This is a genomic window from Herbiconiux sp. L3-i23, assembly GCF_023734115.1.
Classification (GTDB): Bacteria; Actinomycetota; Actinomycetes; order Actinomycetales; family Microbacteriaceae; genus Naasia.
Genome location: NZ_AP025737.1, coordinates 2,624,286 through 2,644,801 on the forward strand (window position 1 = coordinate 2,624,286; position 20,516 = coordinate 2,644,801).

General features: G+C 68.3%; 21 protein-coding genes. 11 read left to right on the plus strand and 10 right to left on the minus strand.

What is annotated here, in order from left to right:
• The first annotated feature begins 27 nt into the window (after positions 1 to 27).
• From NGH83_RS12485 to NGH83_RS12505, 5 genes are all read left to right on the plus strand, one after another.
• A complete protein-coding gene (locus tag NGH83_RS12485) occupies positions 28 to 966 on the plus strand; it encodes a hypothetical protein (RefSeq protein ID WP_251856581.1) in 939 nt (312 codons plus the stop codon).
• Positions 963 to 3,188: an HAD-IB family hydrolase gene (locus NGH83_RS12490; protein WP_251856582.1), complete on the plus strand. Its 2,226-nt coding sequence runs from the start codon at positions 963 to 965 to the stop codon at positions 3,186 to 3,188. Before NGH83_RS12485 ends, NGH83_RS12490 begins: the two co-directional genes overlap by 4 nt.
• 48 nt (positions 3,189 to 3,236) lie before the next feature.
• Positions 3,237 to 4,031, plus strand: coding sequence for a ferritin-like domain-containing protein (locus NGH83_RS12495; protein WP_251856583.1), 795 nt, complete (start codon positions 3,237 to 3,239; stop codon positions 4,029 to 4,031).
• Between the two features lie 8 nt (positions 4,032 to 4,039).
• Entirely contained in the window at positions 4,040 to 4,378 is a 339-nt protein-coding gene (locus tag NGH83_RS12500) for a gamma-glutamylcyclotransferase family protein (RefSeq protein WP_251856584.1), read from the plus strand.
• Positions 4,379 to 5,128: 750 nt separating this feature from the next.
• A complete protein-coding gene (locus NGH83_RS12505; RefSeq protein ID WP_251856585.1) occupies positions 5,129 to 6,088 on the plus strand; it encodes a PrsW family glutamic-type intramembrane protease in 960 nt (319 codons plus the stop codon).
• Between the two features lie 119 nt (positions 6,089 to 6,207).
• Here the strand turns inward: NGH83_RS12505 and NGH83_RS12510 are convergent, their stop codons facing one another.
• The 7 genes from NGH83_RS12510 to NGH83_RS12540 all read right to left on the minus strand — a co-directional run bounded on the left by NGH83_RS12510 (position 6,208) and on the right by NGH83_RS12540 (position 12,791).
• Positions 6,208 to 6,984 carry a hypothetical protein gene (locus tag NGH83_RS12510; RefSeq protein ID WP_251856586.1) on the minus strand — a complete coding sequence of 259 codons (777 nt, stop codon included), beginning with the start codon at positions 6,982 to 6,984 and terminating at the stop codon, positions 6,208 to 6,210.
• Positions 6,985 to 7,012: 28 nt separating this feature from the next.
• Positions 7,013 to 7,930, minus strand: coding sequence for an ABC transporter ATP-binding protein (locus tag NGH83_RS12515; protein WP_251856587.1), 918 nt, complete (start codon positions 7,928 to 7,930; stop codon positions 7,013 to 7,015).
• Positions 7,927 to 8,280 (minus strand): GntR family transcriptional regulator, encoded by a 354-nt coding sequence (locus tag NGH83_RS12520; RefSeq protein ID WP_251856588.1) that lies wholly within the window; start codon positions 8,278 to 8,280, stop codon positions 7,927 to 7,929. Before NGH83_RS12520 ends, NGH83_RS12515 begins: the two co-directional genes overlap by 4 nt.
• A gap of 572 nt (positions 8,281 to 8,852) precedes the next feature.
• A complete protein-coding gene (locus NGH83_RS12525; protein WP_251856589.1) occupies positions 8,853 to 9,554 on the minus strand; it encodes a CHAP domain-containing protein in 702 nt (233 codons plus the stop codon).
• Between the two features lie 563 nt (positions 9,555 to 10,117).
• On the minus strand, positions 10,118 to 10,615 hold the full coding sequence (locus NGH83_RS12530) for an HNH endonuclease (RefSeq protein WP_251856590.1): 498 nt from the start codon (positions 10,613 to 10,615) through the stop codon (positions 10,118 to 10,120).
• 322 nt (positions 10,616 to 10,937) lie between these two features.
• Positions 10,938 to 11,831, minus strand: a complete 894-nt coding sequence (locus NGH83_RS12535; RefSeq protein WP_251856591.1) for a C40 family peptidase — start codon at positions 11,829 to 11,831, stop codon at positions 10,938 to 10,940.
• 267 nt (positions 11,832 to 12,098) lie between these two features.
• Positions 12,099 to 12,791, minus strand: coding sequence for a metal-dependent transcriptional regulator (locus tag NGH83_RS12540; RefSeq protein WP_251856592.1), 693 nt, complete (start codon positions 12,789 to 12,791; stop codon positions 12,099 to 12,101).
• Positions 12,792 to 12,893: 102 nt separating this feature from the next.
• Here NGH83_RS12540 and serC point away from each other — a divergent pair, with 102 nt between their 5' ends.
• Both serC and NGH83_RS12550 read left to right on the plus strand, forming a co-directional pair.
• Positions 12,894 to 14,006, plus strand: coding sequence for a phosphoserine transaminase (serC, locus tag NGH83_RS12545; RefSeq protein ID WP_251856593.1), 1,113 nt, complete (start codon positions 12,894 to 12,896; stop codon positions 14,004 to 14,006).
• 2 nt (positions 14,007 to 14,008) lie between these two features.
• A complete protein-coding gene (locus NGH83_RS12550; protein ID WP_251856594.1) occupies positions 14,009 to 14,251 on the plus strand; it encodes a DUF2530 domain-containing protein in 243 nt (80 codons plus the stop codon).
• 69 nt (positions 14,252 to 14,320) lie between these two features.
• Here the strand turns inward: NGH83_RS12550 and NGH83_RS12555 are convergent, their stop codons facing one another.
• Together NGH83_RS12555 and NGH83_RS12560 are read right to left on the minus strand one after the other, a co-directional pair.
• A complete protein-coding gene (locus tag NGH83_RS12555) occupies positions 14,321 to 15,028 on the minus strand; it encodes a DUF3027 domain-containing protein (RefSeq protein WP_251856595.1) in 708 nt (235 codons plus the stop codon).
• Positions 15,021 to 15,404 (minus strand): cold-shock protein, encoded by a 384-nt coding sequence (locus NGH83_RS12560; RefSeq protein ID WP_251856596.1) that lies wholly within the window; start codon positions 15,402 to 15,404, stop codon positions 15,021 to 15,023. The genes NGH83_RS12555 and NGH83_RS12560 overlap by 8 nt, the downstream gene beginning before the upstream one ends.
• A gap of 126 nt (positions 15,405 to 15,530) precedes the next feature.
• Between NGH83_RS12560 and NGH83_RS12565 the strand changes: the two genes are divergently transcribed.
• The 4 genes from NGH83_RS12565 (at position 15,531) to NGH83_RS12580 (ending at position 18,682) form a co-directional block, all read left to right on the plus strand.
• On the plus strand, positions 15,531 to 15,764 hold the full coding sequence (locus NGH83_RS12565) for a hypothetical protein (RefSeq protein ID WP_251856597.1): 234 nt from the start codon (positions 15,531 to 15,533) through the stop codon (positions 15,762 to 15,764).
• A 61-nt stretch (positions 15,765 to 15,825) separates the two neighbouring features.
• Complete coding sequence (locus NGH83_RS12570) at positions 15,826 to 16,518, plus strand: response regulator transcription factor (protein WP_251856598.1); 693 nt, start codon at positions 15,826 to 15,828, stop codon at positions 16,516 to 16,518.
• 55 nt (positions 16,519 to 16,573) lie between these two features.
• A complete protein-coding gene (locus NGH83_RS12575) occupies positions 16,574 to 18,322 on the plus strand; it encodes a HAMP domain-containing sensor histidine kinase (protein WP_251856599.1) in 1,749 nt (582 codons plus the stop codon).
• Positions 18,323 to 18,388: 66 nt separating this feature from the next.
• Positions 18,389 to 18,682 (plus strand): WXG100 family type VII secretion target, encoded by a 294-nt coding sequence (locus NGH83_RS12580; RefSeq protein WP_251856600.1) that lies wholly within the window; start codon positions 18,389 to 18,391, stop codon positions 18,680 to 18,682.
• Positions 18,683 to 18,855: 173 nt separating this feature from the next.
• Here NGH83_RS12580 and groL read toward each other — a convergent pair whose 3' ends face one another.
• Positions 18,856 to 20,484 (minus strand): chaperonin GroEL, encoded by a 1,629-nt coding sequence (gene groL, locus NGH83_RS12585; protein WP_251856601.1) that lies wholly within the window; start codon positions 20,482 to 20,484, stop codon positions 18,856 to 18,858.
• Positions 20,485 to 20,516: the final 32 nt, after the last annotated feature.

The window sequence follows — 20,516 nt, forward strand, 5'->3', positions numbered from 1 at the left end:
GATGATGAACGCAACTGGAGCCTGGTCATGACGCAATCAGAAGCGCCGCAGTCGGCCGAGCCCCGAGACGAGACGCCGGACGAACTGGTGCCCGCCGCCGAGTTCAACGTGCGCGACTTCGCCCGCACCGCCGTCGGCAGCCACCGCACCGAGATCGACGCCGCCGTCTACGTCGAGCGTCCCCTCGATCAGGAGACCCTCGACCTCGTCGCCTCCCTCGCCCGCCTCGAGCACTCCACGATGCGGCACCTGCGCAGCGTGCTCGTGACGCCCACCCACAAGGATGCGCGGGTCACCGCGTTCCTCGTCACCTGGGCGTACGAGAAGTACTGGGTCGCCGACGCGCTCGAGACGGTGCTCGCCGCGCACCCCTCCTACGTCGAAGCCGCCACCCACCGCCGTAACCCGCTCGTGCGATTCTGGCTGTCGTTCACTGAACGCGTCGAGCCGATGCACGAGTCGGTCGTCGCCAACGCCATCGGCGAAGACGTTGTCGCCGTGCACACCATGACCGGCGCCGCCGACGAGTGGGTCACCCGCGCCGCGTACGTCGCCCTCGCCGAGCGCACCGAGCATCCGGAGTTCCGTGAGCTGCTCGCCGCACTGCTCGAGGTGAAGGCCCGGCACGAGCTGTTCTGGGCGCTGCAGTCGCGCGACCGGCTGAAGCGCTCCCCCTCCGCCGCCGCGCTCACCCGCCGCCGCCTGGCCCGCGCGCATCTGCCGCTGGGCGTCATCGATGAAGCACCGGATGCCGCCGCCCGCTTCTTCGACGCCCTGATCACGGACGACGCGATCGCCGACATCGACTCCCGTATTGCGGCTCACCCCGGTCTCGACGGCCTGCGCGTGCTGCACACCGCGGCGAGCGCCGCCGGCCGCACCGCGCCCCAGCGGGTGGCGTCGTGGATCGGTCGCACCGGCGCCGACCTCACCGCTGCCCTCCGCAGCACCGGAAAGCGCGCATGAACCCCGACCTCGGCAACGCCCACATCCTGCTCACCGGCGCGACAGGATTCGTGGGGCAGGCCATCCTCGAACGGCTGCTCACCGACCACCCCGGCACCACCATCTCGGTGCTCGTGCGTGCCAAAGGATCGACCCCGGCGCAGACCCGTGTCGACAAGCTGCTGCGCAAGACGGTCTTCGGCCCGTGGCGGGAGGCGGTCGGCGACGAGGAGGCCGCGCGCATCCTCTCCGAACGGGTCCGCGTCGTCGAGGGCGACCTCGACGGCATCCCCGCGCTGCCCGACGACCTCGACATCGTGCTGCACAGCGCGTCGACGGTCAGCTTCGACCCGCCCATCGACAAGGCGTTCGACACGAACGTCGGCGGCGCGATCGGCCTCTACGGGGCGCTCGCCGCGTCGAAGTCCGACCCGCACGTCGTGCACATCTCAACCGCCTACGTGAACGGCGCCCGTAAGGGACTCGTCACCGAGAAGGCCGTCGACCACGACGTCGACTGGAAGCTCGAATACGACATCGCCAAGCAGGCCCGCGAGCGGGTCGAGTTCGACTCCCGCCAGCCCGAGGCGCTGCGCCGCTTCCTGCACACTGCCCGGCAGCAGCACGGCAAGGTCGGCCCCCGCGCCGTCGCCGAGGCCGCCGAGACCCTGCGCCGTGAGTTCGTCGACGCGCAGCTCGTCGACCACGGCCGTACCCGGGCCGAGAGCCTCGGCTGGACCGACGTCTACACGCTCACCAAGGCGCTCGCCGAGCGGGTCGCCGAAGACGAGTGGGCGGGCGGCGGACACCGGCTCTCCGTGGTGCGCCCGTCGATCATCGAGAGCGCGTTGCAGCATCCCTACCCCGGCTGGATCGACGGCTTCAAGGTCGCCGACCCGCTGATCCTCGCCTACGGTCGCGGCCAGCTGCCCGAGTTCCCGGGCGTGCCCGACAGCGTGCTCGACATCATCCCCGTCGACCACGTCGTCAACGCGATCCTCGCCGTCGCCGCGGCCCCGCAGCCTGCGGGTGATGCGCAGTATTTCCACGTCGCGTCCGGCGCCCGTAACCCGCTGCCGTTCCACCGGATGTACGAGAACGTCAACGAGTTCTTCACCGCCAACCCGATCCCCGCCGAAGACGGGCCCGTCGAGGTGCCGAGCTGGCGCTTCCCCGGCGGACGCAAGGTCGAGCGCGAGCTGACCCGACGCATCAGCCGCTCGCGGGCGGCCGAGCGGATCGTGTCACGTCTGCCCGGCGGCCCGCGCACGCGGAAGTGGCTCGACCGCATCGAATCGGGCAAGAACGAGCTCGACATTCTGCGCGGCTACTCGGACCTCTACCGCGCCTACGTGCAGACCGAGATCATCTTCGACGACACCCGCACCCGCGCCCTGCACGCGTCGGTCCCCGCCGACCTGCGCGACGACCGCGGCTTCGACATCGAGGCCGTCGACTGGGAGGCATACCTGCAGGGAGTGCACTTCCCCTCGGTCACCTCGCTGACGAAGGCGTTCGCCAACCGCAGCGCCGGCGCGAAGCGGTCGGCACGGGCACTGCCTCAGCGCACCGACGTCGTCGCGGTGTTCGACCTCGAAGGCACCGTGCTCGAGGCCAACCTCATCGAGCAGTACCTCATGCTGCGCCTCGCCGACCGCGCCGCCGTGCTCTGGCCGCGCGAGGCCGCCCGCCTGCTTGCCACCTTCCCCAAGTACCTCGCCGCCGAGCGTCGTGACCGCGGCGAATTCATCCGCACCCTGCTGCGCCTCTACAAGGGCATGAAGGTCGCCGACATCAAACGCCTCGTCGCCGGCCGGGTCGGCCGCCAGCTGCAGTCGAAGGTGCTGCCCGATGCGCTCGCCCGCGTCGCCGAGCACCGAGCCGCCGGACACCGCACCGTGCTCGTCACCGGCGGCATCGACCTGCTCACCTCCCCCATCGCCGCGCACTTCGACGAGGTCATCGCCGGCCGGATGCACAACCGCGACGGCGTGCTCACCGGCTACCTCGACCGTCCCCCACTCGTCGACGAGTCCCGCGCCGCGTGGCTGCGTCACTACGCCGACGAGCACGGGCTGAACCTCAGCCAGTCGTACGGATACGGCGACAGCATCGCCGACCGCTCCTGGTTGCAGCTCGTCGGTCACGCGACCGCGGTGAATCCGGACGCCGAGTTGTACCGATTCGCGCGCGGAAAGCGCTGGGACATCGCAGAATGGGCCCTGGGAAAGAGCAAACCCTGAGCCTCTGCACACCGAACTTCTTCGAACAGCGGCCGCGACGGAGGATCCATGGCATTCGACATCGATGAGTACACCGAGACGTCTGAGAGCGTCGGGTGGGAAGACCTCGACTTCGACGCGTTCAAGACCGACCCGCTGCCCGAGCAGACGCTGCGGAGCCTGCGCTACATGTGCGACGTCGAGTACCACACGGTCTGCTACCTCCGCGACCTGCTCGTGACGCCCTCGCACAAGGAGCGCGACGTCTCGGCGTTCATGACCATGTGGAACCGTGAGGAGTTCTGGCACGGCGAGGCCCTCGCGCACGTGCTCGGGCTGCACGGCGTCACCGTCGACTTCGACGAGCTGAAGGCCAAGCGGCTGAAGCTCGGGTGGCGCGACAAGCTCGGCCCGCTGCGCCAGTCGATCCTCGGCAACGTCGTCGGCAACGACTTCGTCGCCGTGCACATGAGCTGGGGCGCCGCCAACGAGTGGAGCGCCGTCGCCGCCTATCGCCGCCTCGCGAAGCTCGAGAAGCACCCCACCCTGTCGCCGCTGCTGCAGCGCATCGCGCAGCAGGAGACGCGACACGTCGCGTTCTACGCCTCGCAGGCCCGTGCCCGGCTCGAGAAGAGCAAGGTCGCGCAGAAGCTCACCCGCCTCGCCCTGCAGAACGCGTGGGCGCCGGTCGGCACCTCGATCTCCGACCCCGCCGACGTCACCCACGTGATGGGGCATCTCTTCGGTAGCGAAGAGGGCATGAAGGAGGTCCGCCGCATCGACGCGAATATCGCGAAGCTGCCCGGCATGGAGGGGCTGACGATCGTGGCCGACTCGCTCGCGAAGCGCGGCGTCGCCGCCTGACGCCTCACATGGTGCATCGTCTGTTCTCCTACGGCACGCTCCGGCAGCCCGAGGTGCAGCAGGCGCTGTTCGGGCGGTCGGTGCCGACGTCTGCGGATGCGGTGGTCGGCTATCGGCTGGATGTGGTGACGATCACGGATCCGGTCGTGATCGCGACGTCGGGGTCGGATCGCCACCCAATCCTGCACCGCGGTACCGAGTCCGATGCGGTCGAGGGCGCGGTGCTGGAACTCGACGACGCCGAACTGGCGGCAGCGGACGCCTACGAGGTCGACGACTACATCCGAGTGATCGCCCCTCTGCGCTCCGGCGGCGAGGCCTGGGTCTACGTGGCAGTCACCGAGTAGCCGCTCGCCCCGCGCATCGAAACGGGTCGAGTAAGCGAAGCGCACCGAGACCACGGCGCCGCGCTCTCGACACGCTCGTTCCTCGCTACTCGAGCCGTCTCGATACGGCGCTGGCGCGCCTACTCGACGACCGAATTCCCGGTCGTCGAGTAGCGACGAAGGAGCGTATCGAGACGGGTCGAGTAAGCGAAGCGCATCGAGACCACAGTGCGCATGCTCTCGATTCGCTCGTTCCTCGCTTACTCGAGCCGTCTCGATACGGCGCTGGCGCGCCTACTCGACGACCGGAGTGTGAACTGGTGCCCTCCGTATCGCTTCGCTCAACGAGCGGGCCCACAACCCGGTCGTCGAGTAGCGACGAAGGAGCGTATCGAGACGGGTCGAGTAAGCGAAGCGCACCGAGACCACAGCGCCGGGGTTACGACTGGTCCTCCGTATCGCTCCGCTCAACGGGCGGGCTTATACCCGGTCGTCGAGTAGCGACGAAGGAGCGTATCGAGACGGGTCGAGTAAGCGAAGCGCGTCGAGACCATCCCGCTCTGCTCTCGATGCGCTCGTTCCTCGCTTACTCGAGCCGTCTCGATACGGCGCTGGCGCGCCTACTCGACGAACGGGCGATGTTCGCTGTGGGAACGTCACCAGCAATGGGGGTCGATGGCGTCGGGGCGCATGCGCCAGCATGAGGTGACGGTCCGGTGAAGGATCCGCGCGGGGGCGCGGACATCGGCCGCAACTGGGGGCACAACACTCATGTCAACGACTCTGTCCGAAGAGACGCAGGAGCATCCGACCGGCGACGCCGCCGGCACGCAGCACCAGACCCGCGCAGACAAGCGCGCCGCGAAGAAGGCGAACGGCAAGCACCACACCGGCCGCTACTTCCTGCTCGGCCTCGGAATCTGGCTGGTTCTCGGACTCTTCGTCGTCGTCGGACTGCAGAACCACATCGTCATGGCCTCGTGGGCCGTCATGGGCGCGTTCCTCGTGCCCGGCACCCTCGTCTGGGCGATGGCCGGCCGTCTGCGTCCGGATGACAGCATCACCGTCACCGACCTCTTCAAGTTCATGCTCTTCGGCGGCCTGCTCGCGGTGAGCATCGGCAGCACCATCGACTCGATCATCGGCTGGCTCGCACCCGGCGCCAACGGCGAACCGAGCATGATCTCGTACGCCCTCTCGGGTATCGCCGAGGAGTTCGCGAAGGCGATCATCGTCGTCGTCCTCGCCCGCAAGATGATCAAGTCGGTGCGCAACGGTCTGTTCCTCGGTGGCGCGCTCGGCGCCGGTTTCGCCGGCTTCGAGACGCTCGGCTACATCATCTGGGAGCCGATCCGCACCGGCCAGTTCGACGGCGGACACCCGACGCAGCTCGAAGCGTTCGTCAGCCTGCTCCGCGGCGTCATCGCGCCGATCGGTCACCCGCTGTGGACCGCGCTTCTCGTCGCCGCGATCTTCGCGGCCGCTGCAGCGCACAACAACCGGTACCGCTTCACCCTCGGGGTGCTCGGCGCCTACCTCGCCGTCGCCCTGGTGCACGGACTCAACGACGTCGGCCAGACCTTCGTCGAGGAGGCGCTCGGCAACGGCACCCTCACCAACTGGGCGGGCGATGTCTACAGCGTCGTCCTCGCCATCCCGGTCGTGCTGGTGTGGCGGCACATCGCCCGCACGCACGGTGCGGCGAAGCAGGAGCTTCCGGTCACCGCGTGACCGGACACGACGTACCTTCGGGTGCGGTTGGAGCGCAGTCGGCCCTCTGCGGCTGACGCGAACGAGAAGCGCCCCTCGATCCGTGCGGATCGAGGGGCGCTTCCTCGTTGCGGCGAGTCTCAGCCCTGCGGGGTCGCGAAGCGCAGCACCCACCAGCCCAGCCCGAACGCGACCGCCGCGACCACGAGGAGACTGGCGAACAGGCCCGCCGCGCCGATCGTCGCGACCCAGGTGAAGAGTGCCGGAGCGGTGCCGGTGATCAGCAGAACCGCGATGAACGCGACGACCAGCAGCGCAACGACCGCCCATGCCCAGACCACGCCTGCCGCCCGCCAGCGCACCCAGATGCTCGCGAACAGGGCGCCGATCGCCAGCAACGCAAGCTGCACCGAGAACCAGGACAGGAACACGGCGGGCGCGTCGAGCCCGCCGAACCACATGCTACGGAAGTGCACCAACCCGATGCCGAACCCGTCGCTGACGCCTTCGACCACGTTGAGAAGGGTCCAGGCCAGCGCGAAGCCGGCGGCGACGACCACGAAGGTCAGCAGGGTGCCGATCGCGAACTCGCGACGCGTGATGCTGAATCCCAGCGCGAAGGCGAACGTCGTGCTCGCCGCCTGGATGCCGGCGACGACCAGGTACCAGAGCGGCGACACGACCGCCCAGCTGTAGCTCATCCCCTGCAACGCCTCAGCGCGGTCGCTCGGCGGAACGAAACTGGTGATGAGCAGCGCGATGGTGAGCGAGATCGCGAACGCCACCGCGGTGATGATCCATGGGATGCCGATCAGGATCCATTTGTTGACGAAGTGCAGGCGCATCACACGGGCGATGCGGGTCGCGCTGGCGACATGGAGCGGGGGCGTCGAGGCGGCGACGTCGATGGCGGACATGCTCGTTCGTTCCTTCGATTCTGTCGGATCAGCTGACGCGCTCGGCGACGGGCTGGCTGCTGACGGAGCGGCTGAGGTCGACGATGAGCTGCTGCAGCGACACCGTGGTGACTTCGAGGCCGGCGGCGCTCGCGACGCGGCGGTCCTCGGCGGTCAGCTGACCGGCGAGGGTGACGGTGGCGAGACCGCCAAGGGTGTCGCGGTGCAGCACCTCGCGCCCTTCGGCGAAGCGGTCGATCGCGCCCGCCTGACCGGCGACGGCGGTGGCCCGGCCGCGGAGACTCTCGGCGTCCTGGTCGATGAGGAGCTTGCCCTGTTCGAACACGAGGACGTGTTCGAGCAGGTTGCTCACCTCGTCGATGAGGTGCGTCGACAGCACGATGGTGCGGGGGTGCTCGGCGTAGTCGGCGAGCAGCGTGTCGTAGAAGTACTGACGCGACACCGCATCGAGACCGAGGTAGGGCTCGTCGAAGAAGGTGATCGGCGCCCGGCTCGCCAGCCCGACGGTCACTCCGAGGGCGGAGAGCTGGCCGCGCGAGAGCTTCTTGATGTCGCGCTTCAGCGGCAGCCGGAACTGGGCGACGAGCTCGTCGGCGAAGTCGGCATCCCAGCCCGAGAAGAACCACGGCGCGCTCGCCAGCACGTGGCGGGCCTGGAACGACTCGGGGTACTTCTGGCTCTCCTTGATGAAGCAGAGCTGCTGCAGCACGTCGGTGTTCTCGACCGGGTTGCGGCCGGCGACCCGGATGTCGCCCGAGCTCGGGAACTCCTGCCCGGTGAGCAGCTGCATGAGGGTCGTCTTGCCGGCGCCGTTGCGGCCGAGGAGCCCGCAGATGGTGTTCTCCGCGATCGAGAACGACACGTCGTCGAGCGCGGTGACGTCTTTGTAGGTCCGGGTGACGTGCTGGACGTCGATGACGGGACGGTCGGCGGTGGCCGTATTCATGATGTCTCCTTCTGGATGAGTCCGATGAGCTGCTGCGCGGTGATGCCGAGGCTGCGTGCTTCGACGAGCAGCGGTGCGATGTACTCCGCGACGAAACCGTCGCGGCGGCGGGCCGAGATGCGCTCCTTGGCACCGTCGGCGACGAACATCCCGATCCCGCGGCGCTTGTAGAGGATGCCTTCGTCGACGAGCAGGTTGATGCCCTTGCCCGCCGTCGCTGGGTTGATGCGGTGGAACATGGCGAGCTCGTTGGTCGACGGCACCTGGCTCTCTTCCCGGAGCGCGCCGGAGAGGATGTCGTTCTCGATGCGCTCGGCGATCTGCAGGAAGATCGGCCGTCCCTCGTCCATCGGCATCCCTTCCGCTTCAGTGGTTCGTTACTTGACTAATGAACCACAGAGCCAGACCCTCGTCAACTCACGATCCGATATTGCGGGCACAGACGCACGTTCCGGCGGGCCATTCAAGCCGGAACGTGCGTACTCGGCCAGGCCTCGCCCGTTGAGCGCAGCGATACGAGGAGACCTCCCGAGGCTCGACACTCGCGAGAGGAACGAGGTCGCAGGTATCGAGTCCGGCGACGATCAACTCCTCGCTTCGCGACGGCCCTGGCGGGCCTCCTCAGCGAGCAGGACCCGAACTTCACTCGGTCATTGAGGAGGCCGTCCACGGCCGTCGCGAAATGACATGCGTCCACACAGTGCCAAGTGCCTCGCTTCGCGACGGCCCTGGCAGGCCTCCTCAGCGAGCAGGCGCGTTCACTCGTTCCGGTCATTGAGGAGGCCGTCCACGGCCATCGCGAAATGAAACGAGCCCACACAGCGCCAAGCGCTTCGCTTCGCGACCACCCTGGCGGGCCTCCTCAGCGAGCAGGGGCGCGGAGTGCCTCCGTATCGCTGCGCTCAACGAGCGGCGGCGGGCGTCAGCGGGGAGGGGCGTAGAGAAAGAGGGCGACCGAGCTGGCCGGGATGGTGCGGATCCCGTACTTGTGGGTGCTGCCGTGGTTGTACTCCTCGATGACGACCTGGCCGTCATCGGTCACCGCCTTGACGTAGGCGACGTGGTTGCCGTTGAACCAGGCCACCGAGCCGGGAACGGGCTCAGAGCCGGTGGGCCACCCGTGCGACTTCCAGTTGGATGCCCATGCCGACGCGTTGCCGCCGTTCGGGGTGAGGTTCGACCAGACGTACTTCCACGGCGCGCTCGTCGAGCCCGCGTCGCGGTTCAGCCGCCAGGCGACGAAGTCGACGCACTCGCGGTAGTAGTAGTTGAGCGGGGACAGCCCGCCGCCCTCGTCGTCAGACGCCTCATACGGCCACGGGTAGTCGTCGCCGAGTTCGCGCGCTCCGGACGCGTCGTACTCCTCGACGCGCAGCTCGCGTGCCGGGTCGGCCTTGCGGGCCGCCATCTCCGCGTCGGAGGTCGCCGTGACACCGTCACGGCTGATCGTGGTCGACGCCGCGGTCGCGGCGACGGAAAGGCTCTGTCCGGTGGTCATCGACGACGCGGTCTGCGCGTCGCTCGAGAACGTCGAGGCATACGCGGGCAGAGCCGCGGTCGCCACCAGCCCGGGAACCACCAACACGGTGATGAGCACGCGCAGCGGGTTGACGCTCTTCTTCACCGGAGCGACGGCGGCAGCTGCGGCGACCGGCGCTTCGACAGCCCGAGGGCGGCGGAAGGACGCGCCGGTGCGAGCGTCGCGCGGGCGTGCTCGACGAGGTGAACGGCCGACGGATTCGGCCTCTCGGAGCTGTCGGCGGGTGGGGTTGGACTGGGTTGCGGGTTCGCCTGCGTCTGTCGGCTTGAAGCCCACTTCAGTCACGCGCACCACCCTGAAAAACCTTTGGAACGATCACCTTCATACGAAAGCAACCATCGAAGGGTACGCGAAGATCGTCGTTCTGTCACGGATCGGTAACGGCGAGCCGCCCCCGCCGTTCGTTCCGCGAAGCCCCCGAGCCTCACCGCGAAGCGTGCACGGATCAGGAGATCGGTCCGAAAATCGGGCACCTCGCACACCGATCAGGACCGATTCGGCCGATGTTCCTGATCCGTGCACGAACTCCTGATCCGTGCACCTCGAGTTCGGGTGCCGTCGTATCGGTTCGCTTGGCGGGGCGTGGCAGGGCAGGCGGGCGCCGAGTGGTGGACCGAGCCCGACCACGGAGCAGCCGAGGCCGCGGGTCAGGCGGCGGGGGCCAGGAACTCGGTCCAGTCGTCCTGCGGCTTCTCGACACCACGCACCAGCCACGCGGATCCGTGCGGCGGCCGTGGGGTCGTCCGCAACTGCCAGCCCATCTCGGCCGGCGTGCGGTCGCCCTTCACGTTGTTGCACCGCAGGCAGCAGGCCACGAGGTTCTCCCACGAGTCCGCACCGCCGCGCGAACGCGGCATGACATGGTCGACCGTGGTCGCACCGTGCCCGCAGTATCCGCACCGCTGACCGTCGCGACGCAGCACCCCGCGTCGCGACACCGGCATGCGCCTGCCGCCCGGGATGCGCACGTAGCGCGTCAGCAGGATGACGCTCGGCCGATCCCACTCCCCCGACGCGGCGACCACCGGATTCAGGTCGTCGGCGGCGACGACCGTCGCCTTGCCGCCCATGACGAGCATCAGGGCCCGCTTGAAGGAGATCACCGCGAGCGGTTCATATCCCGCGTTCAGCACCAGTGTGCGCATAGCCGTCCTTTCGAGCTCCCTGCACGGCTTGCAGGTCTGCGATCGCTTCCGACGGGTTCACGGGCACGAAAAAGGGCACCGTCCGAAGACGGTGCCCTTGGTCAGTGGCCGCAGAGATACGACGACCGGTTATCCGGCCGCCAGGCAGTTGTCCGGCGCGCGCGCAGACATCCGTGGAGGGGATGCGGCTGCCGGGTTGCATGACTCTCGCTCTCTGGCGTCAGTGAGGCAACCATAATGCAGGTCTACGCAGTCGTGGCCTGCGCACTCGCCGGAGAGCGCCTCGCGTAACGCGAAGTTCACACGGCGTACCGCTCGAGGATCAGATGCCGAGTCGCACGTAGTAGACGCTGGCCCAGATCGGCTGGACTCGCACCGATGCACCCTCGTAGGGAGCGTGCAGCACGTTGCCGTTGCCCGCGTAGATGCCGTCGTGGCTGCCGTCACTGAAGATGACGAGGTCGCCGGGCTGCGCGTCGGCGGCCGAGATGACGGTTCCGGACGCGGCCTGGCTGCGCACCGAGTGGGCGAGCTGGATGCCGAACTGCGCGTAGACGAACATCACGAAGCCCGAGCAGTCGAAGCCCGACGGGTCGGAGCCGCCGTAGCGGTAGGGAACGCCCTGGTACTGCAGACCCACCTGGTAGACCTGGTCGAGGCTGAAGTTGGGGTACGGCGGGTTGGCGAGGTAGTCGCCGGCGCTCGGACCGCTGTACGAGGCGTAGCTGGCTGCAGCGGCGGCCCGCGCCTCGGCAGCAGCGGCGGCTTCCTGCGCGGCGCGCAGCTCTTCGATGCTGGTCGCCGTGTAGTTGTCGCGCGCGACCGTCGTCTGGGTGGCGTCGGCGGCGACGTCGACCGTCTGCGCCTCGCTGAACTTGAGGGTCTGCAGTTCGGACGCCTCGAACTCGGGCGACGCGTTGGCCACCGGGTCGAACGCGTACGACGGGATCGCGAGCGTGGCGACGAGCCCTGCGGCCAGCGTCATCACCGCGACGCTCAAGAAGTTGCGTCCACGGCTGCGCTTCGTCGCCGCACCCACGGATGCGGCGGGGCGCGACACGGCGACGGCGCGTCCGGCCATCGCGAGACGTGAGCCCATGCCGGGCTTGGCGGCGGTGCGAGACTCCCGGCGGGTGACCGGTGCGGAAGTCGGGGTGGTTTCGGGTGTCGGGTTCGACCGGTCTTGCGACCGCTCGTTGTCACTCGTCAGGGCCAAGAGATTCCTCCTGCGTCTCTTCCCGACTGGGGTGTCGGGACCCGCCCTGTGCGCGTGTTGAACGTGAAGAAATCGCGAGACGGGGGATGGGGAGACGTCGCGACTTCCGCCCCGGGCCGCCGGCCTTTCTGGCGACTAGGGATACCCCAGGGTAGGGCAGGTGCGGGGATCTGTCACTTTCCGACTCGCCGGGAGCAACGAATCGGTAACGTTTTCCCCTGGGGAGGACATGGGAACTCCCCTACCCGGTGCGCCGGGAGTGGGGGCTCAGGGGGTTTCGATGAAGACGTGCCCGGCCACTTCGGTGGGCAACTCGATGCCCTCGCCGAAGCCCTCGACGCGCAGCGAGATGTACTGGCCGGCGTCACCGACGACCGCGACAGCACCGGGCACGACGCCCGCGTCCTTCAGCTGGCGCAGCAGTTCGGGGTCGAACTGCACTGGCTCCCCCAGGCGACGGATCGTCGCAGTGCCGGAGTTGCCGGAGCGCACGTACTCGACCAGGTTGGTGACGCCGTCGAGGAAGGCGACCGCGGGCGACGTGCCGAGGTCGTCGAGGCTGGGAATGGGGTTGCCGTAGGGGGACTCGGTGGGGTTGCCCAGCATGTCGATGAGGCGGCGTTCGACCTGTTCGCTCATGACGTGCTCCCAGCGGCAGGCCTCGTCGTGCACGAACTCCCATTCGAGTCCGATGACGTCGCTGAGGAGCCGCTCGGCGAGGCGATGCTTGCGCATCACGTGCGTCGCCTTGAGCCGGCCGACGCTGGTGAGCTCAAGGTGACGGTCGCCCGAGACGACGACGAGACCGTCCCGCTCCATGCGGGCGACGGTCTGGGACACCGTGGGTCCGGAGTGGCCGAGACGCTCCGAGATGCGCGCGCGAAGGGGGACGATGTCCTCTTCTTCGAGGTCGAGGATGGTGCGCAGATACATCTCGGTGGTGTCCACGAGATCCGTCACGGGCCCTCCCTTTCGCTCGTCATCAAGACAAATGGAAGTCTAGTCCGCGGCCGCTGAACATCGACGGGGCGCTGGGTGACGCGCTCCTAAACTGGTGCGACCATGAGCGAACTCGTCATCCCCAACGACCTCCGCCCTCTCGACGGACGTTTCGGCTGCGGCCCCTCGAAGGTGCGCGAAGAGCAGGTCGCGGCCCTGGTCGCCGCCGGCACCTCTCTCTTCGGCACCTCCCACCGGCAGAAGCCGGTCAAGAACCTCGTCGCGAGCGTGCGCTCGCAGCTGTCCGACCTCTTCTCCCTGCCCGACGGCTACGAGGTGGTCCTCGGCAACGGCGGGTCCAGCGCGTTCTGGGATGCGGCGGCGTTCAGTCTCATCGAACGACGCAGCTCGCACCTCTCCTTCGGCGAGTTCGGCGCGAAGTTCGTGAAGGCGGCGGGCGCTCCGCACCTCGAGGCGCCGGCGGTCACCAAGACCGACGCCGGCACCCGCGGCGAACTCGGTCCCCTCGAGGGCGTCGACGTCTACGCCTGGCCTCACAATGAGACCTCGACCGGAGTGCAGGCCCCCGTCCGCCGTGTGGTCGGCGACGACGGCGCTCTGACGGTGATCGATGCGACGAGCGCCGCTGGCGGCATCGCGGTCGACGCGAACGAGTTCGACGTCTACTACTTCGCCCCGCAGAAGAACTTCGCCTCCGACGGCGGGCTCTGGCTCGCCCTGATGTCCCCTGCCGCGATCGAACGCGTCGAGCGCATCGCCGCGTCGGGCCGGTACATCCCCGACTTCCTCAGCCTGCAACAGGCGGTCGACAACTCGCGTCTGCAGCAGACGCTCAACACCCCCGCGATCGCGACCCTCGTCATGCTCGACAGTCAGCTCGAGTGGATGCTCGGCCTCGGCGGACTCGCCGCCGTCGACGCCCGCACCCGCGAGTCCTCCGGCATCCTCTACGACTGGGCGGAGCGCACCGCCGTCGCGACGCCGTTCGTCGCCGATCCGGCCGACCGGTCGCAGGTGGTCGTCACCATCGACTTCGAGGAGGGCGTCGACGCCGCGGCCATCGCCGCGACGCTGCGCGCCAACGGCATCGTCGACACCGAGCCGTACCGCAAGCTCGGCCGCAATCAGCTGCGAGTCGCGACCTTCGCCGCGATCGAGCCGAGCGATGTCCGCGCGCTCACCGCGTCGATCGACTACGTGCTCGAGCGGATCTGATCGTGAAGCTCTACCTGCGCGCAGAAGACCGTCACCCCGATCCGGCTCCCGTCGAGACGGACGACCGCCGCGCGATCATCGTCGGCACCGCAATCTGGGTGGTGGCCCTCGTGGTCGCACTCGTGGTCACGCCGATGATGACCGACGACCCGTTCCTCATCGCCACCTGCGCCGTCGGGGTGGCCCTGGGGGTCGCAGGTCTCGTTTATACCCAGCTCCGCACCAAAGCGGTCCGCCGACGCTGAAGCGGCTCCCGCTTCCCCCGACGACGCGGTGACCGCGGCGCGGGAGGGAGCGGGAGCCGTTCCCGGCGGTCAGACCCGGTCGCCGCGGTTCTCGTCGTCGAAGTCGACGTCGTCGTCGATGTGCTCGCTCGCGCTGAGTTCCTCGTCGATGGTGGTGAGGCCGTCCTCGACGCCGCCGGCGCTCGAGGCCCCTGACCCGCCGAAACCGGCTCCGCTGCCGCCCTGCTCGTCGAAATCGGAGCTCTCGAAGTCGACACCGTCGATCTCGTCATCGCGATCGAGGACGTCGCTGTCGACCAGGTCGTCGTCATCGTCGTCATCGTCGTCGGAGTCGTCGTCATCCGAGTCGTCGTCCGAGACCTCGAGGTCGTCGTCATCGTCGAGGTCGTCGTCGAGGTCGGACTCGTCGTCATCATCGTCGTCGAGGTCTGCATCGTCGTCGTTCTCGCCGTCGGCGGACTCGGCCTGCGCCGCGCGGTAGTCGGCAAGACGGTCGGCCCAGGGCACCCAGTCGGGTGCGAGCAGCGCGCCGTCCCCCGGAAGGAGTTCCGCTTCGAGCACCGACGGGAACTCGTCACCGTCGATCGTGGAGACGGAGACGTTCCAGCGCCACGACGGGTAGCCCGACATGGTGGAGGCGAAGTAGACGTCGACGACGCCGTCGACCGAGTCGTCGATTCCCGCGACGGCTCCAACGGTCTCCGGGTCGGTGATCTCGAAGAGAGCCTCGCGTGCGGTGTCGATCAACGCACGGTCGGCGTCGGCCGGCTCACGCATCCATCTCGTCCGCAACACGGCGCAACATGGCCGCGATCTTCTTGGCGTGGGGGCCGTCGGGGTAGCGGCCGCGCTTCAGCGATGTGCCGACGCCGTCGAGCAGCTTGACGAGATCCTCGATGATGATCGCCATGTCGTCGGCCGGCTTGCGCTGGGCCTTGCTGAGGCTCGGCGGCGCCTGCAGCACGCGAGCCGAGAGAGCCTGCAGTCCGCGCTTGCCGTCGGCGACGCCGAACTCGAGCTTCGTACCGGGCTTCACGCTCGAGACACCGGCGGGCAGCGCGGAGACGTGCAGGAACACTTCGCTGCCGTCGTCAGCGCTGATGAACCCGAAGCCTTTCTCCTCGTCGAAGAACTTCACTTTGCCGGTGGGCATATCGCCTGCCTACTTCCTGTCGAGCGCGCCTCACGATCTGCGCGGGACGCGGCACCAATTGTAGACGGGGCGCGGTTTCCGCGCGGGTGCCGCATCGCACCGCCACGGCACCAATATCCTGATCGCATGGCCACCGCAGACACCGCGCGCTCCGAACGCATCCTCGCCTACATGGCGATCACGATCTTCGCGCTATCGGTGCTCGCGTTCCTCGCCCTCCTGCTCGCCCCGGTCTGGGGCGTCTTCGACTACACGGTGGGCGTCTGGCCGCTGGTTCTGGTGTTCCCGCTCATCGCTCTGCCGATCGCGTTCGGGCTCATCGTGGCCGTTGTCGTTCTTAATTGGCGACGTCGGCGCTGATCACGCCTCCCGCACGCCCGACTCTCAGACTGTGCCCAGGGTACGTGCAGATAATGGCCACATGGCCGACGGACCCCGCATTCTCGTCGTCGACGACGAGCCCAACATCCGCGATCTCCTGACGACCAGCCTGCGGTTCGCAGGCTTCGCCGTCCGCGCGGTGGGCAACGGCGCCGGCGCTATCTCCGCAGTGCTCGAGGAAGAGCCGGATCTCATAATCCTCGACGTGATGCTGCCCGACATGAACGGGTTCGGCGTCACCAAGCGCCTCCGCTCGTCGGGCTACACCTCCCCCATCCTGTTCCTCACCGCCAAGGACGACACCGAGGACAAGATCACCGGACTCACGGTCGGCGGCGACGACTACGTCACCAAGCCGTTCAGCCTCGACGAGATCGTCGCGCGCATCAAGGCGATCCTGCGCCGCACCATGCACGCCGAAGAGGACGCCATCATCCGCGCCGGCGAGCTCACGATGGATCAGGACACCCACGAGGTGACCATCGGTGCCGAGTCCGTCGAGCTAAGCCCGACCGAGTTCAAGCTGCTGCGCTACCTGATGCTGAACCCGAACCGCGTCCTCTCGAAGGCGCAGATCCTCGATCACGTCTGGGAGTACGACTTCAACGGCGACGCGGGCATCGTCGAGTCGTACATCTCCTACCTGCGTCGCAAGCTCGACCAGTACTCGTCCGAGCCGATGATCCAGACCAAGCGCGGCTTCGGTTATATGTTGAAGGCCAGCAAGGGCTGAGTCCGGGCGCTCGCTCGCACGGGTTCCTCACACTCCTGCATCTACACTCCTCCCCGTGCACGCATCGCTTCTGACCTGGTGGAACAGCATCTCGCTGCGCACCAAGATCACCGGCGTCACCGTGCTCCTGCTGACCTTCGGACTCGCGATCTCGGGCCTCGGCACGATGACCGTGATGCGCAGCTTCTTGTTCCAGGAGGTCGACACCCAGGTCAAGGCGGCGGCGGCGCAGGTGCAGAAGCAGCTCGCCGAGGCCGACGACCAGTCCGACTTCATGGACTACTGGCACGCCAGCCTCAGCAACTACTACCTGGCCATCATCGACACCGACGGCGGGCTGTTCACCGACAACTCCGAGAAGCTCGGATCGTTGTCGACGCCCGACTCGTCGGGGGTGACGCTCGCCTGGACCGAGCAGAACGAGGGGCGCACCTTCACCCTCGAGAGCGACGACGGCGAGAGCCAGTGGCGCACCGCGGCGTTCCCCGTCACCGTCGACGATGAGCCGCACACGCTGATCGTCGGAGTCCCGCTCGACAGCACCAACAACGCGATCGCGCGGATGTTCACGCTCTTCCTGCTGTTCGGCATCGTTGTCGTGGCGCTCGGCGCCATCATCACCCGCCTGCTCGTGACCGGGGCGTTCGGCCCGCTTCGGCGGGTGGAGAAGACCGCGGCCGCCATCGCCGAGGGCGACTTCAGCCAGCGCCTCGAGGGCGCGACCCCGAACACCGAGGTCGGTCGCCTCAACCGTTCGCTGAACCTGATGCTCAACCGCATCGACAAGGCGCTCAACGACCGGGCCCGCACCATCGACCAGATGCGCCGCTTCGTCGGCGACGCGAGCCACGAACTGCGCACCCCTCTCGTGTCTCTGCGCGGCTACGCCGAGCTCTACCGCATGGGCGCGCTGCAGAGCCGCGACGAGGTCGGTCAGGCCATGGAGCGCATCGAGAAGGAGGCGGTGCGCATGAGCGGGCTCGTCGCCGACCTGCTCGAGCTCGCCCGACTCGACGAGACGAAGCCGCTCCAGCTCACCGAGGTCGACCTGCTGCCGCTCGCGAAGGACGCCGCGCTCGACGCGATGGCCTCCTCCCCCGGCCGCGTGGTCAGCGTCGTCACCGACAACGACCTCGAAGGCGAGAGCCTCGGCACCGACGACATCATCCTCGGCTTCGAGGACGAGTTCGGCGGACCGTCCGAGCCGCTCCCCGACCAGCCGACCGCGTCGAGCACGCTTCCGCGCACGAACCTCCGCCGATCGATCCGCAACGCGACCGTCACCGGCCCGATCGCCTTCAGCCGCACCCAGCTCGCGCGCCTGCGACGCCGCGCCCGTGAGCGCGGACCGATGCAGGTCGTCGTCGTCGCCCCCGACACCGCCCCCGAGAACGCGCGAGTCCGCGCCCTCGTGATGGGGGAAGAGAACAAGATCCGTCAGGTCCTCACCAACCTGCTCGGCAACGCGACCCGCTTCACCCCCATCGAGACCCCGATCGAGATCGTCGTCCGTGCCAACGCGGCGAAGGGCACCGCGACCCTCGAGGTCGTCGACCACGGCGAGGGCATCCCGCGCCAGGTGCGGGAGAAGATCTTCCAGCGCTTCTGGCGCGCCGATTCGTCGCGCACCCGCGACACGGGTGGCAGCGGACTCGGACTCGCGATCGTCTCCGCGATCGTCGCCGCACACCGCGGCTCCGTCGAGGTCGATGAGACCCCGGGCGGCGGAGCGACCTTCCGCGTGCGGCTGCCGCTGTTCCTCCCCAGCGACGCCGACGCCACCGCAGCTCCCACGTCCGCCTGAACGCCGTCCACGGCGGGCCGACCCCGGCATAGCGTCTCGATCACACCATCGAGACAGGAGCAATCCATGCCCAAGTTCACCGTCGACAGCGAGGCCGTCTTCGCCGCCCAGGCGTCCGTCGCCGGCACCATCGCCCGCATCCAGGGCGACGCCGCCGCGCTGATGGCGCAGCTCACCGGCCTGCAGGCCTCGTGGGGCGGCGACGCCTCCGTCGCCTTCCAGACGGTCGCCGCCGACTGGCGGTCGGTGCAGCAGCGCGTCGAAGAGAGCATCACCGCCATCAACGCGGCGCTCGGCGCCGCCGGTCGTCAGTACCTCGACGTCGAGCAGGCGAACGCCCGCCTCTTCGCCATCCGCTGACCCGAAGGTCGGCAGCAGCGCCGAAAGGCCGGCTCCCCCGAAGGGGAACCGGCCTTTCGTGTGTGTCCGTCGAACCAGTCGATGGACGGGGGCAGACTCAGGTCTCGATACGCCCCGCTGAACCGCGGGTCACTCGACCTGATCGCTACTGACGCTGGCGCGTCAGTGGGCGATCAAAAGTCCATGCCGCCCGTGGGGTCGCCGACCGGAGCCGGGTTCTTCTCGGGCTTGTCGGCGACGACGGCCTCGGTGGTGAGGAAGAGGCCGGCGATCGACGCTGCGTTGACGAGCGCGGAACGCGTCACCTTGGCGGGGTCGATGATGCCCTGGGCGAAGAGGTCGCCGTACTCACCGGACGCGGCGTTGAGGCCGTGACCGACGGGGAGCGAGCGGACCTTCTCGGCCACGACGCCGGGCTCGAGACCGGCGTTCAGCGCGATCTGCTTGAGCGGGGCGTCAATGGCGACCTTGACGATGTTCGCGCCGGTCGCCTCGTCGCCCGTGAGGCCCGTGATGGCCTCGGACTCGAAGGCAATGGCGCCGGCCTGGATGAGGGCCGAGCCACCACCGGCGACGATGCCCTCTTCGACGGCAGCCTTCGCGTTGCGGACGGCGTCCTCGATGCGGTGCTTGCGCTCCTTCAGCTCGACCTCGGTCGCGGCACCCGCCTTGATGACGGCCACGCCACCGGCGAGCTTCGCGAGACGCTCCTGGAGCTTCTCGCGGTCGTAGTCGCTGTCGGTGTTCTCGATCTCGGCACGGATCTGAGCGACACGACCGGCGATCTGAGCGGCGTCGCCGGCCCCGTCGACGATGGTGGTCTCGTCCTTCGTGACGACGACCTTGCGGGCCTGACCGAGCAGGTCGAGGGTGGCGTTCTCGAGCTTGAGGCCGACCTCCTCGGAGATGACCTGTCCGCCGGTGAGGATCGCGATGTCCTGGAGCTGAGCCTTGCGACGGTCACCGAAGCCGGGAGCCTTGACGGCGACCGACTTGAAGATGCCGCGCACCTTGTTCACGACGAGGGTGGCGAGGGCTTCGCTCTCGACGTCCTCGGCGATGATGAGGAGCTGCTTGCCCGACTGGATCACCTTGTCGACGATGGGGAGCAGGTCCTTGATCGCCGAGATCTTCGAGTTGACGATCAGGATGTAGGGGTCCTCGAAGACCGCTTCCTGACGCTCGGGGTCGGTGACGAAGTACGCCGACAGGTAGCCCTTGTCGAAGCGCATGCCCTCGGTGAGCTCGAGCTCGGTGCCGAAGGTGTTCGACTCCTCGACGGTGACGACGCCTTCCTTGCCCACCTTGTCGATGGCCTCGGCGATGATCGAGCCGATCTCGGGGTCGGCGGCCGAGATCGACGCGGTCGCGGCGATCTGGTCCTTGGTCTCGATCTCCTTGGCGTTGTCGACGAGCGACTTCGAGACGGCCTCGACGGCCTTCTCGATGCCCTTCTTCAGGCTGATCGGGTCGGCACCGGCGGCCACGTTGCGGAGGCCCTCGCGGACCAGCGCCTGCGCGAGCACGGTGGCGGTGGTGGTTCCGTCGCCGGCGACGTCGTCGGTCTTCTTGGCGACCTCCTTGACGAGCTCGGCACCGATCTTCTCGTACGGGTCGTCGAGCTCGATCTCCTTGGCGATGGAGACGCCGTCGTTCGTGATGGTGGGGGCGCCCCACTTCTTCTCGAGAACGACGTTGCGGCCGCGCGGCCCGAGGGTCACCTTGACCGCGTCAGCCAGCGTGTTGAGTCCACGCTCGAGGCCGCGGCGGGCCTCTTCGTTGAAGGCGATGATCTTTGCCATGAGTTGTAGTCGTCCCTCCCGGACGTAACCGA